This is a genomic window from Kribbella sp. NPDC051587 (assembly GCF_044453945.1).
Taxonomy (GTDB): Bacteria; Actinomycetota; Actinomycetes; order Propionibacteriales; family Kribbellaceae; genus Kribbella.
This window is the reverse complement of record NZ_JBITDE010000006.1, coordinates 378,986-392,877: the sequence shown is the minus strand read 5'-3', so window position 1 is coordinate 392,877 and position 13,892 is coordinate 378,986. Positions and strand designations below refer to the sequence as shown.

The following is a 13,892-nucleotide window of genomic DNA, read 5'->3' as shown; positions in this document are numbered from 1 at the left end:
ACCAGTGGTGGGCGGAGAGGGTTGCGAATGTCGAACATGATGCGGATGGGTGGCGGCGCGAGTAGCTGGCGCCGGCAGGATTCGTCCGTCGTCGAGCAGAAACTGGCCAAGGGGACGCTGCGGCGGATCGTCACGTTCGCGAAGCCGTACCGGCTGCACATCACCGTGTTCCTGTTCCTGGTGATCGTGTCGGCGGTCCTGGTGATCGCGTCGCCGCTGCTGTTCAAGAAGATCGTGGACGACGGCATCATCAAGGGGAACGGCGGTCTGGTCACCGCACTGGCCTTGGTGGTCGCGGGGCTCGCCCTGGTCGAGGCGGTGCTCGGGCTGATGCAGCGCTGGTTCTCCGCGCGGATCGGTGAGGGACTGATCTTCGACCTGCGGACGAAGGTGTTCGCGCACGTGCAGCGGATGCCGGTCGCGTTCTTCACCCGCACCCAGACCGGCGCGCTGGTCTCCAGGCTGAACAACGACGTGATCGGCGCGCAGCAGGCCTTCACCTCGACGCTGTCCGGCGTGGTCTCGAATGTGATCAGCCTGATTCTGGTCGTCGGCGCGATGCTCGTCCTGAGCTGGCAGCTGACCCTGGTCGCGATCCTGATGCTGCCGATCTTCCTGATCCCGGCCCGCATCCTCGGCCGCCGACTGGCCTCGATGACCCGCGACCAGATGAATCTCAACGCGAGCATGTCCACCTCGATGACCGAGCGCTTCAGCGTCGGCGGCGCGCTCCTGGTGACGCTGTTCGGGCAGCCCGCGATCGAGAACCGTGACTTCGGCGAGCGTGCCGGTCAGGTGCGCGACCTGGGCATCCGGATCGCGATGCTCGGCCGAGTCTTCTTCACCGCCCTCACGCTGGTCGCTGCGCTGGCGACAGCTCTCGTGTACGGCGTCGGTGGCAACCTCGCGGTTCGCCAGACCCTGACCGTGGGGACGCTGCTGGCGTTGGTCGCGCTGCTCGGCCGGCTCTATGGTCCGCTGACCGCGCTGTCCAACGTCCGCGTCGATGTGATGACCGCGCTGGTCTCGTTCGAGCGCGTCTTCGAGGTCCTCGACCTGGAGCCGATGATCAAGAACGCGCCGGATGCCAAGGACCTGCCGAAGGACGCGGCGAGCGTCGAGTTCGACCATGTCGCGTTCGCGTATCCGACGGCTGAGCAGGTCTCACTCGCCAGCCTGGAGTCGGTCGCCGTACTGGACAAGCGCGTCTCCGCGCAGGTGCTCGAGGACGTGAACTTCGTCGTGCAGCCCGGCCAGATGGTCGCGCTCGTCGGCCCGTCCGGCGCGGGCAAGACCACGATCACGAACCTCGTCGCCCGCCTGTACGACGTGACTGGGGGAGCCGTGCGGATCGGGGGAACCGACGTACGGGAGGTGACGCTGCAGTCGCTGCATGACCGGATCGGCTACGTCACCCAGGACGCGCACATGTTCCACGACACGATCCGCGCGAACCTCGTCTATGCGAAGCCGGACGCGACCGAGGAAGAGATGATCGAGGCGCTGCGGTCGGCGCAGGTCTGGGACCTGGTCGAGTCGTTGCCGGACGGCCTGGACACTGTCGTCGGGGATCGCGGTCACAGGCTGTCCGGTGGTGAGCGGCAGCGGCTGGCGATCGCCCGGTTGTTGCTCAAGGCACCGCAGATCGTCGTACTGGATGAGGCCACGGCACACCTGGACTCCGAGTCCGAGGTGCATGTCCAGCAGGCGCTGGACACGGCCCTCGAAGGCCGGACGTCGTTGGTGATCGCGCACCGGTTGTCCACGGTCCGCAACGCCGACCTGATCCTGGTCGTTGACCACGGCAACATCGTGGAGCGCGGGACGCATGAGCAGTTGCTCGCGCGCAACGGCGAGTACGCCGATCTCTATCACACGCAGTTCGCGGAGACCGCGCTACCGTTGACCTGACACGTCAGTGAGGGAGGGCCGTCACGTGATCAAGCTCGCGCTGGTCCTCCTCGCGGGGTACACCGGCTACAAGGTTGCCTACCACTCCGAAGACGGCGAGCACTACGGCAAGGTCGGCGACCGCGTGCTGCGGACGTCGCTGTCCCTGCTGATCGGGCTGCTCGCCGCGGGCATCACCTACGCGGCGCTCCTAAGACACTAGGAGGCAGGCTCCTTCTGCGGATCCTGCTCGAGCAGATGCAGGACCGGGACCTTGAGGTGCCGGCGGGCCGAGTTCGTCCAGTCCAGGTGGAAGAACTCCGCGACGACGTGCGGCCGGGTCAGGATCACGACCTCCTGTCCCTGCGAAGCCTCGACCGTCGCGATCAGTGCGTCGATCGGCCGGTCGTGCGTGATCCCGCCCTCGGCGGTCTGCCCCAGATCGCGCAGCCGCTGCACACTCCGGCCGCTGCAACCCTTGGCCTCGCTGTCGATCGCCTTCTGCGCCTCAGCCAGATCCTCGCGTTGGGTGGCCAGGCCGGGCCCGTACAGATCCGCGGTTCCCAGCGCACTGATCGAGGCCTCCACGCCGGCCTCGGCGTTGTGGCACGGCACCAGCACGTGGTACTTCACCTCGTCGGGCATGTCCTCGTGCAGGTCGACCACACGCTTCGCGTCCGGCTCCGACAATTCCTGTTCCACGAGCAGTACGACGTCGTACATCCCGCACCTCCAGGTCGGTTACTACCCATAGTGCCTCAACTGGATCGATCGAGTACCCGCTGACCATACGTCCGAAGCGCCCGCAGCAAGTCGACCTCGCGGAAGGCCGGCCAATAGAGGTCGCAGAACTCGATGTCGGAGCGGGTCGCCTGCCAGAGCAGGAAGTCCGACATCCGGAGCTCACCGCTGGTGCGGATGACCAGGTCGGGATCGGGGAGGCCGGGCACGTACAAGTGCCTGCTGATGTCGTCCTCGGTCAGGTCGGCCGCGACGTCGGTCAAGTCGCGGCCGGCTTCGGCTGCCTCGTCCAGTACGCCGCGGATCGCGTCGAGCACCTCGAGGCGGCCGCTGTAGCCGATGGCAATGGTCAGATCGCCGGCGCCAACCCGGTCACGCGTGGCCTCGACGGCCTCCTTCAGGGCGTGGGCGGTCGAGTCCGGGAGCAGGTCCAGTTGCCCGGCGACATGCAGTCGCCAGCGGTGGTCCCGCCGTACATGGTCAGCGAGGACGGTCTCGGCGAGTTGCATGAGGTAGTCGACCTCGGCCGAGTCGCGGCGCCGGATGTTGTCGGCCGACGCGACCCACGCGGTCACGCAGTTCACGCCCGCGGCGGCGCACCAAGTCAGGAACTGCTCAAGGTGCTGCGCGCCGAAACGATGACCGAGCCGTACGTCGTCCAATCCGGCGCGGCGTGCCCACCGGCGGTTGCCGTCCATCACGATGGCGATGTGCTGGGGCTGGGGGAGCGTGGTGAGCTGACGGCGGAGCCGACGGGTGTAGAGACCGTAGAGAGGGTTCATCAGCTGGTCGCACTCGTCAGTACGTCGGCCAGGTCGAACTTCACCGGCTCTTCCAGCTGCTCATAGGTGCACGACTCCGGCGTACGGTCCGGGCGCCAGCGAACGAACTGAGCGGTATGGCGGAAGCGCACGCCCTCCATGTGGTCGTACCGCACCTCGACAACGCGCTCCGGACGCAGGGGAGTGAACGAGAGATCCTTCCCGGCCTGCCAACGACTGCCTTCGGCGTTGCGCGGCGTCCGCGTGCCCTCTTCTTGCTTCGCCCACGCCCAGGGGTGGTCGTCGAACGTGGTCACCAGCTCCTGCATCTCTTCGAACAGTTCCTTACGCCGCTCGAGAGGGAACGCGCCGATCACACCGACGCTGGCGAGCGTGCCGTCGGCGTTGTGGAGACCGAGCAGCAGCGAGCCGATCCGGTCGGGTCCGCTCTTGTGCAGGCGATAGCCGGCCACCACGCAGTCCGCCGTACGCTCCGGCTTGACCTTGAACATGGTCCGCTTGTCCGGGATGTACAGCCCGTCGAGCGGCTTCGCGATCAGCCCGTCCAGTCCGGCACCCTCGAACTGCTCGAACCACTGCTCGGCCGTGTCGTGGTCGCTCGTGGCCGGCGTGATGTGGATCGGCGCCTTCGCCTCCGCGAGCGCCCCCAGCAACGCCGTACGGCGCTCCGCGAACGGCCGCTCGGTGAAGTCCTCGTCGCCGAGCGCCAGCAGGTCGAACGCGACGAACCGGGCCGGCGTCTTCTCCGACAACATGTTCACCCGGCTCGCCGCCGGATGGATGCGCTGCTGCAGCGCCTCGAAGTCGAGCCGGTCACCGGACTCGCCGATCACGATGATCTCCCCGTCGATCGCGCAGCGCTCCGGCAGGTTCGCCTTGATCGCCTCCACCAGCTCCGGGAAGTACCGCGTCATCGGCTTCTCGTTCCGGCTCCCGATCTCCACCTCGTCCCCGTCCCGGAACACGATCGACCGGAACCCGTCCCACTTCGGCTCGTAGCTGAGCTCCCCGCGCGGAATCCCCTTCACAGGCTTCGCGAGCATCGGCTTCACCGGCGGCATCACAGGCAGGTCCATCCCGCCATTCTGTACCCACCGGGGCCCAGAGTCATTGAGGTGAGCTCGTGGCCCCGGTGCGGCTCACAGATAGGCGGCGAGCCAGCTCGAGCACTTGTCACGGGTCGGCAAGGACCTGTCCACGCAGACGCGCCAGTAGACGATCTCTCCATCGCCCATCGGCACGTACCCGCCGTCGGAGGACCCGCAGCCGTTGTTGTTCCGGATCCGCTGGACCTCGCCGGGGATCGTCTTCCACTGTGCATAGACGGAGTCGTCGTCGCAGAGCGTGTCGTACACGGTGATGTGCTTCTCGCCGATGTCGAACACGCCCTTGACACCGGGGACGTCGTCGATCGTCTGGGCGGAGGCCGGCAGGGCGACAGACAGCAGGAGGGCGGTCGCGATTCCGGTGCCGGCGAGAACTCGCTTGGTGCGCATGAGGGTCTCCCAGGTCGAGTGGATGGGGACTGCGGCGGCTGACGGTAGTCGAGGGTGCGAAGGCTCGGCCAGGTGTTCTGCAGCAACGTGCAAAAACCCACTACGGGTGGCTGAATCGCCTTATGCTGCTGGCGACCTGGCCGGGTCCGCTCGGGGGAGTTGACTGGTTAGCTGGGGGTCTCGTGCGCCGCTTCCGCACTGTCGTTCATCTTGTCCTGCTCGCTTTGATCGCCGCGCTGCTGGCGGTCGACACGTCTCCGCGTCCTGCTGCCGCGGTGCAACCGCCCAAGAGCCCAACGGCTGCTGTCGCGACGCCGGAGCTACAACCCGCTGCGGGGCAGTTCGTGCCTGTGCCCAGCGCCACGGTGGTGAACGCCGTCGCTGTCGCCGCCGGTGGCACAACGACCGTGACGGTGACCGGCGCCAACGGCGTACCGGCCGCTGGACAGGTGAGTTCCGTCGCGATCCAGATCAGCGCGATGGGCGCGACGACGCCCGGCTGGGTGCAGAGCTTCGCGGCCGGCACGACGCGTCCCGCGGACAGCACGAACAGCTTCGTGACGGGTAGATACACCGCGTCGTACGACGTGGTGCCCGTCTCGGCGAGCGGTCAGATCAGCCTGTACTCCAGCGCGGCCTCGACCGTGTATGTGCGCCTGCGTGGCTACTACACGTCAGCCGCCACGACGACAGCCGGTGCGACCTTCGTACCGCTCCCGTCGACGACGGTCGTCAACAACGTAGACCTCACCACGAACGGCGTGCACACGCAGACCATTGCCGGCGCCAACGGTGTTCCGGCGGTCGCCAACGTGGCCGCGGTCGCACTCGACGTCGTCGCCTCCGCGGCGACCGCGGCCGGCTACGTCCGCACGTACCCAGCTGGAGCCGCCGCTCCGGCCGATGCCACGGTCTACTACCCGCTCACGGTGAACCAGGGCAACTACGAGACCGTGAAGCTGTCAGCATCCGGGCAGGTCAGCTTCGCCGTGACCGGTGCGACCCACCTGATCGTCCGCCTGCGTGGCTACTACTTGATGCCCACAGCAAGCACTGCCGGTTCGTCGTACGTCCCGGTGGCCCGGGCCACCGTGGTGAACGGGACAGCCCTCGCGGCCGGCGGTACGACGCCGGCGGTGGCCCTCGCCGGAGCGAACGGCGTACCGGCCGCGGCAGCGGTCTCGGCTGTCGCCGTGAACGTGAACGCCTCCGCCCCGACCGCGGCGGGCTCCATCACCGGATACCCGACCGGCGCGACCCGTCCGTCGGACGCCTCGCTGTACTACGGCAACGGGCTGAGCACCGCGTCTCATGACACCTTGGGATTCTCGTCCGCGGGCCAGACAACCTTCTACGCCAGCGGTGCCACCAAGCTGTTCGTCCGGCTGCGGGGCTACTTTCTCAAGGCCACCGCACCGGCGGCACCGACCGCAGTGACGGCGACCGGTGCGGACCAGTCCGCGACCGTCGCGTGGGCCACGCCCAAGGACGGCGGCGCCGCGATCACCGGCTACACGGTGACCGCGAATCCCGGTGCGATCAAGATGACCGTCGGTGCGGTGAACACGGCAACCATCGGCGGATTGACCAACGGCATCCCGTACACCTTCACCGTGCAGGCGACCAACGCCGTCGGTACCGGCCCGAGCTCCGCCGCGTCGAAGGCGATCGTCCCGATGGGCAGCGAGGTGCTCTACGCCCACGACCTCGCGGGACGGGTCCGGGCCGCGTTCACCTCCGAGGGCACCGGCGTGGAGTACGTGTACGACGCCGTCGGCAACATCACCGCGACCAAGTCGCTGCCGGCCAACGTGCTGAAGATCGTCCAGACCGGCAACCCGGAGGTCGCGCCCGGCGACGAGTACGAGATCTACGGCACCGGGTTCGGCCTGGACCCGGCGCAGGTGAGCGTGTCGATCGGCGGCGTCAACGCACCGGTCAAGACGCTGCGCCGCAACCACCTCATCGTGACCATTCCCAGCGGTACGTCGGGCAGCGCGGTCACCGTCACCGTCGGCGGGACCACGATCGCCGCCGGCAGTGTCGGCGTACTGGTGACGCCGCAGATCAGTTCGTTCGGCCCGCTGGTCGTCAACCGCGGCGCGACGGTGACGATCACCGGCTCCAACTTCGCGCCGAGCACCCCGGGCAACACGGTGACGGTGAACGCGATGAAGCTCCAGGTCCTCACCGCGTCGCCGACCACCTTGACCGTCAAGGCGCCGACCTTCGGCCTGGCCGGGAAGGTGGTGGTCCGCACCAAGGGCGGTACGGCGACGTCGACCGGCCACCTGGCCGTCGTACCGGCGCCCTTCCTGGCGGCTGATGTGGCGGGTGCACCACACACCACGGTCGGTACGCCGGCCACGGTCAACCTGACCACCTCGAACCAGATCGCGCTCTTCACCACCGACGGAACCCCGGGCAAGCGGTTCGGGTACAAGATCGACGAGACGATCACCGGTTGCTACGAGGCACACATCTGGGCACCCGACCGAAGCGCGGTCTACGCCGAGGAGTCGTTGTGCGGGACCCAGTACATCGACCTGCCGCGAAGTGCGACCGCCGGCACCTATCTGCTCGAACTGGACCCACGTGATCCGACCACCGGCGGCTTCACCGTCACCGCTCAGGAGAGCACCGATGTCGCCGCGCCGCTGACGATCGATGGACCGGAGGCAAGCACCACCACGACCCAAGCAGGCTCACACCCGCTCTTCACCTTCACCGGCACCAAGGGCCAACTGGTCTTCACGACCCTCAGCGCCGCCGTACCGAGCCAGGTCGTCGACCATGCCGTCCTCTGGGGGCCGTCGGGTCAGAAGCTCAAGGAGACCAGCTTCGTCGGGACTTCGCCGAACAATTACCTGCCGGCCGTTTCGTTGCCCGAGACCGGTACTTACACCTTGGACTACGACCCGGCCAGGTTCGACGTCGGGACGTTCAAGGCCCGCGTGACCACCGTGCCGGCCCCGATCACCGCGACCACGACGATCGACGGTACGCCGGGGCGGTTGACGATCGCCAAGCCCGGTCAGAACGGATCGGTCAGCTTCACCGGCCAGCAAGGGCAGCTCGTTCACATCGACTTCCTCACCAGCACGATTCTGAACGGCCGGGTGTCGGTGCGGGGACCGGACGGTTCGTTCCTCTACCGGGACGAGTCCTGGGCGGTGTTCCTGCAATACCAGGCCGACCGCTACACCCTCCCGCAGACGGGTGAGTACATCGTGCTGCTCGAGCCGGGTGGCTCGACGACCGGCACGATCGACGTCAAGGTGAACACCATCCCGGCTGACGCGGTGTACACGACGACCGTCGACGGGCCGGCCAAAGCGGTCGCGAACACGGTCCCTGGTCAGTCCGCGCGCCTGACCTTCCCCGTCACCGAAGGCCAGCGGGTCATGGTCACCTGCGTTCGGGACAGCGCGCACGACAGCGACATCTTCTACCAGTTGCTGGATCCGGCAGGCCAGCGCGTCGAGTCCGTCACCTGCGCCGAGTTCGATCGCGGAATTCTCTTCGACACCCGGGTGATGACCGCCGGGACCTGGACGGTGGTGGTCGACCCGCAGGCGTCGGTCGTCTACGGCCCGACGCTGCGGGTGGTGTCGGTCCCGGCCGACACGGTGGTGAACTCCGCCCTCGGCTCGAACCCGGCCGTGAGCCTGGCCCCCGGCCAGAACGCGACGGTGACCTTCCCTGTTGCCGCAGGCAAGCGGTTCTTCATCGGCTGCACCCTCCCGGACCCGTCGCAGGACTTCGGTATCACTTTCGAACTGCGCCGTCCGGACGGGACCCGTGAGCGGTCGACGAACTGCCTTGCGGGCAACAAGGGGCAGCTGTTCGACACCACCACGTCCGCGACTGCCGGGACGTGGACGATCGTCGTCGATCCGACGCTGAACGCGACCGCCGCGGCCACCGTGCGGCTGATCGACGTACCGGCCGATGTCGTGAAGCCGGCGACCGTCGGCGGCGCCGGCGTGGCGGTCGCGACGACGACCGGGCAGTCCGGACGAATCACCTTCACGGGTGCGGCGAACCAGAAGATCAAGGGCACGATCACCGCGCAGAACTATCCGAACATCGGCGGCCGCCTCCTGTTGCTGGATGCCGCCGGTACGACGCTGACGTCGACGTCGTTGCTGACGAACAATTCGCTGACCTACACCCTGCCGACGGCCGCGACGTACACACTGCTGGTCGATCCCATCTACGCCGATACCGGGTCCGCGACCGTGACGGTGGCGACCACGACGCTGGCTGCGTCACCGCGGGCGGCGGACGCGCCTGATCGCCGTACAGTGCGCCCGGCAGCGGACGAGCCTGACGAACCCGAGCAGCCGCCGGTCTATCCGCGGCGCCGGGACGCCGCGCTGACCGGCAAGATCCTGCGCACCGACGGCAAGCCGATCGCCGGTGTCACTGTGCGGGTTGCCGATCGTTCCGTGAAGACGAAGCGAGACGGATCGTTCGTCCTGACCCGGCTGCCGCAGGGCACTTTCCTGTTCGTGATGGACGGCCGGACGGCCTCGACACCGACGACGAAGTACGGGTACTTCGACGTCCAGGTGAACCTGCGCAAGGGGACGCAGAAGCTCTTCTACCAGCCGTACCTGCCGATCCTGGACACCGCGAACGAGGTGCCGATCACGAGCCCGACCACCGCGCCGATCGTGATCAAGACGCCGAAGGTGAAGGGTCTCGAGCTGCATCTGCCGAAGGGCGTCACGATCACCGACGCCGACGGCAAGCCGGTCACCCGGGTGGGGCTCACGCCGATCCCGGTCGATCGCACGCCGATCCCGATGCCGAAGGGTGTGCAGGTCCCGGTCTACTTCACGATCCAGCCGGCCGGTGGCGAGATCCACGGTGGCGAGGGGCAGCTGTATTACCCGAACTATCTGAACCAGAAGCCCGGCACCGAGATGAACTTCTGGACCCACGAGAAGTACGCCGAGGGCTGGGAGATCTACGGACACGGGAACGTGACGCCGGACGGTTCGCAGGTCAAGCCGTCGTACGACACCGGGATCGAGAACTTCGACGGCGCGATGATCAACGTGCCGGGCTGGCTCGAGGCCCTGGTCAAGGGCGTCCTGGAGGGGCTTGGCTCGGCCGGCGATCCGGTCGACCTCGGTACCGGCAGGTTCACCTACACGCAGTCCGACCTGTCGCTGGGTGGCTTCATCCCGATCGAGGCGCAGCGCGCCTACAGCTCCGGCGACGGCCAGGCCACGAGACCGTTCGGCATGGGCACGATGGGGACCTATGACACCTTCCTGACCTCGAAGCGGCAGTGGGAGGAACTCGACCTCAACCTGATCGACGGCACCCAGGTGCACTATGTTCGGACCTCACCAGGCCGCGGCTACAGCGACGCGGCCTTCGCGGCCACCGGAACCTTCGGTCAGTTCGCCGGCTCCACCGTGGTCTGGAACGGCAACGGCTGGGACCTGCGGCTGCGTGACGGAACCACCCTCGTGTACGGCGACCTCGCGCCCCTGCAGTCGATCCGCGACCGGTTCGGGCACTCGGTCAAGATCCGCCGGATCGCCAAGAACAGCTGGGGCAGCCAGATCGGCGCCATCGTCTCGGTCACCTCGTCTGAGGGCTATTGGCTGAGCTACGACTACAACACCGCCGGCCAGATCACCGCCATCCACGACAACGCGGGACGAACCGTCTCCTACACCTACGACACCGGCCTGCTGAAGACCGTCACCGACGTCAACGGCGGCGTCACGACCTACGGCTGGGACGCGTCCAAGCGCCTGACCACCATCACCGACGCCAAGAACCAGCTCTTCCTCACCAACACCTACGACGCCAACAACCGCGTCATCCAGCAGAAGCAGGCCGACGGTGGCCTCTACAAGTTCGACTACGTCCTCGACAGCTCCGGAAAGAAGGTCGTCAAGGCAACGGTCACCGACCCGGCAGGCGCGGTCCGGGTGACCGAGTTCGACTCCTCCGGCTACCTGTCGAAGAGCACCAGCGCGGCCGGTACGACGGCCGAGAGCGGCTACAGCGTCGAGCGGGAACCGTCGAGCCATCTGCCGCTGAAGACCAGCGACTCCACCGGTCGGTCGATCGTCAGCATCTACAACGGCGATCAGCAGGCGACGTCGACGACCGTGAGCCTGGGCACGTCCCAGCAGCAGTCGACAGCGACGTACAACGGTCCGGAGGGTGCGATGGACTCGACGACCGATGCCCTCGGCAACACTTCGCGCTACACGTTCGATGCCGCCGGCAACGTTGCGACGTCGACGGACGCGGAAGGCCGCAAGACGTCGTACGAATGGAACAGCGACGGCATGCTGACCAAGCGGACGCCCGAGGGCGCCGGCCCGGTGAGCTACGAGTATCTGGACGACGTCGTCTCGGCGGTCACCGACGCGGGCGGCCGGCGGACGTCGTTCAACGTCGATGCCGCCGGGCGGGTCCAGGAGACGGTCGCACCCGATGGCGGGGTGTCCAGCGTCCAGTACGACGCGGCGAACCAGGTGCTGTCCGCCAAGGACGCGCTCGGGGTGGTCACGACGTACACCTATGACAAGAACGGCAACCGGGAGTCGCTGAAGGATGGCCGAGGAGGGACGAGCCGGTGGACGTATGACGCGATGGACCGGGTGCAGCAGGCGACCGACCAGGTTGGAGAGTCGAGCACCTACACCTACAACGCGCTCGGCCGGCCGGTGACGATGACGGACCGGCGCGGGCTCACCCTCGAGCTCCGGTACGACGACTTGCAGCGCAACGTGTTCACCGGGTTCGGCCGGACCGGGACGCCGGGCGCGTACCAGTACCAGTCGACGTTGATCTCGCTCTACGACGAGAAGGGACGGCTGAAGTCGCTCACCGACTCCACGCCGGGCGCGGGATCGGTCGCGTATACGTACGACGACAAGGATCGGCCCGTCACCGAAACCACGGCCCAGGGCACGATCACCCGGGAGTGGGACGAGGCGGACCGGCTGGCGAAGCTGAAGGTGCCGGGACTGCCGGATACGACGTACACATACGACAAGACCGATCTGCTCACTGAGGTACAGCGCGGGACGGTCAAGGCGTCGTACGGGTACGACTCGGTCGGTCGGTTGAAGACGTTGAATCAACCGGGCGGAGTGGTACGTACGGCTGCCTACGACCTCAGCAGCATGCTGACCGGCCTCACCTACGCGTCGGGTTCAGAGGTGCTGGGCGACGTGACCTACCACTACGACACGGGCGGCCGACTCGACCGGACAGGCGGTTCGTGGGCGCGTGCGGACCTCCCGCCGCCGGTCGCGTCCGCAGTGTTCGATCCGGCGAACCGGCTGACCGCACTGGACGGCGTGAGCCGGCACTACGATGCCGAGGGCAACCTCACGTCGGACGGCACGTCGACGTACACCTGGAATGCCCGCGGTGAGTTGACCGCGACCACCGGCGCCGCGGGTGACTCCCAACTGCGGTACGACGCTCTGGGACGCCGGATCGGGACGACCATCGGCGCCGACACCTGGAACCTTCGGTACGACGGTTCGGAGCTGATGGTCGAGGACGGTCCGGGGTCGACCGATGCGACCTACCTGGCCGGGTCGGGCACCGACTCGGCGGTCGCGCGGATCGACGGGCTCGCGGGAACCGGCGGCGCATCGTCACTGCTCACCGACCGGCAAGGATCGGTCCTCGCCCGGACAGATCCCGACGCGTCGACGCTGGCTGCCCAGTACACCTACAGTCCGTACGGCGAGGCGCGATCGAGCCTGCCGAACGACCCCAACCCGGTGCGCTACACCGGACGCGAGTCGGGGGCGGGCACCCCCGCGGGTCTGCAGTTCCAGCGCTCACGGTGGTACGAGCCGGGCACCGGCCGTTTCCTGTCCGAGGATCCGGCGGGCTTCGGGGCGGCAGGTCCCAACCTCTACTCGTACGTCGGCGGGAATCCGGCCGACCTGACCGATCCCAGCGGCGCGATCCCGGCGATCGTCGCGGCCTGTGTCGGCGACGCGCTCGTGAACACGGTGGCCGGTGCGCTGCTCGGCCGCAAACACACCGCCGGCGACTACCTGCGGGGCCTGGCCAAGGGCTGCGCCGACGGCGTGCTGATGTTCGGGGTCGGCAAGTTCCTGAGCATCGGTCTGCGCTCGGCCAAGCCGGCCGCCAAACTGCTGGACGATGTCGCCGAGCGAGTCGGGAAGGCCTGCCGGGTCGGTCCGCGCAGTTTCACCGGGGACACCCTGGTCCAGATGGCCGATGGGTCGGCCAAGCCCATCTCCGAGATCAAGGTCGGCGACGAAGTCCTTGCCGCCGATCCGCGAACCGGCGAACAGGGACCACACCGGGTCTCCGCGATCTTCGAGCATCCCGACGAGGTGACCGACCTCGACGTCGACGGCCACGTGGTCACCACCACCGAGGATCACCCGTTCTGGAATGCCACCGATCAGCGGTTCGAGGAGGCCCAGGAGCTCGACCGGGGCGATCAGCTGCAGTCACCCGACGGCAGCCGCCCGACGGTCGGAGGCCTGCGCGCCGGGACCAGTCGCACCGCGCAGGCCTACAACCTCACTGTCGACGGCGTGCACACCTACTTCGTGTTCGCGGGCGCCGAGGCAGTGCTGGTGCACAACGTCGGAGAGTGCTCGATCGACGGCATCCCGCACGGCGAGCTCGGTGAGTTCGCCACCCACCAGCTGTTGCAGGACTCCGGCTACTCCAACATCACCAAGGAGGTCTACTTCACCAACAGCAACGGTGATCTGTTCCGCGCGGACTTCGTCGCCCAGAACCCGGCCGGCGAGTGGGTCGCCTTCGAGGTGAAGACGAACAGTGGCGGACTGACACCGAACCAGGCCCTTGGATATCTTGACCTGGGCAGCGGCAATGGTGCTGTTGTCCGTGGCAATCGCCTGCCGGGTATCGCGAAGGGCACGTTGGTCAAGATGAAGGTCGCTGTAGAACTCTGGACCTGTGGACTGTGTTCGTAGGC

General features: G+C 67.5%; 7 protein-coding genes. 3 read left to right on the top strand and 4 right to left on the bottom strand.

Features of this window, described 5'->3' with window-relative positions; translation table 11 throughout:
• Positions 1-36: 36 nt before the first annotated feature.
• Positions 37-1,911, top strand: coding sequence for an ABC transporter ATP-binding protein (locus tag ACIA49_RS23770; protein ID WP_396379590.1), 1,875 nt, complete (start codon positions 37-39; stop codon positions 1,909-1,911).
• 25 nt (positions 1,912-1,936) lie between these two features.
• The gene (locus ACIA49_RS23765) at positions 1,937-2,113 is read left to right on the top strand and encodes a hypothetical protein (RefSeq protein ID WP_396379501.1); all 177 of its coding nucleotides are present in this window, start codon (positions 1,937-1,939) and stop codon (positions 2,111-2,113) included.
• On the opposite strand, the gene ACIA49_RS23760 is transcribed toward ACIA49_RS23765, so the two are convergent.
• The 4 genes from ACIA49_RS23760 to ACIA49_RS23745 form a co-directional block, all read right to left on the bottom strand.
• Positions 2,110-2,613 (bottom strand): hypothetical protein, encoded by a 504-nt coding sequence (locus tag ACIA49_RS23760; protein WP_396379500.1) that lies wholly within the window; start codon positions 2,611-2,613, stop codon positions 2,110-2,112. The genes ACIA49_RS23765 and ACIA49_RS23760 overlap by 4 nt on opposite strands.
• Positions 2,614-2,648: 35 nt before the next feature.
• Positions 2,649-3,413, bottom strand: coding sequence for a polyprenyl diphosphate synthase (uppS, locus tag ACIA49_RS23755; RefSeq protein WP_396379499.1), 765 nt, complete (start codon positions 3,411-3,413; stop codon positions 2,649-2,651).
• On the bottom strand, positions 3,413-4,489 hold the full coding sequence (locus ACIA49_RS23750; RefSeq protein ID WP_396379498.1) for an ATP-dependent DNA ligase: 1,077 nt from the start codon (positions 4,487-4,489) through the stop codon (positions 3,413-3,415). Before ACIA49_RS23750 ends, uppS begins: the two co-directional genes overlap by 1 nt.
• 63 nt (positions 4,490-4,552) lie before the next feature.
• Complete coding sequence (locus tag ACIA49_RS23745) at positions 4,553-4,909, bottom strand: hypothetical protein (protein ID WP_396379497.1); 357 nt, start codon at positions 4,907-4,909, stop codon at positions 4,553-4,555.
• A gap of 182 nt (positions 4,910-5,091) precedes the next feature.
• Between ACIA49_RS23745 and ACIA49_RS23740 the strand changes: the two genes are divergently transcribed.
• Positions 5,092-13,890, top strand: coding sequence for a polymorphic toxin-type HINT domain-containing protein (locus ACIA49_RS23740; protein ID WP_396379496.1), 8,799 nt, complete (start codon positions 5,092-5,094; stop codon positions 13,888-13,890).
• Positions 13,891-13,892: the final 2 nt, after the last annotated feature.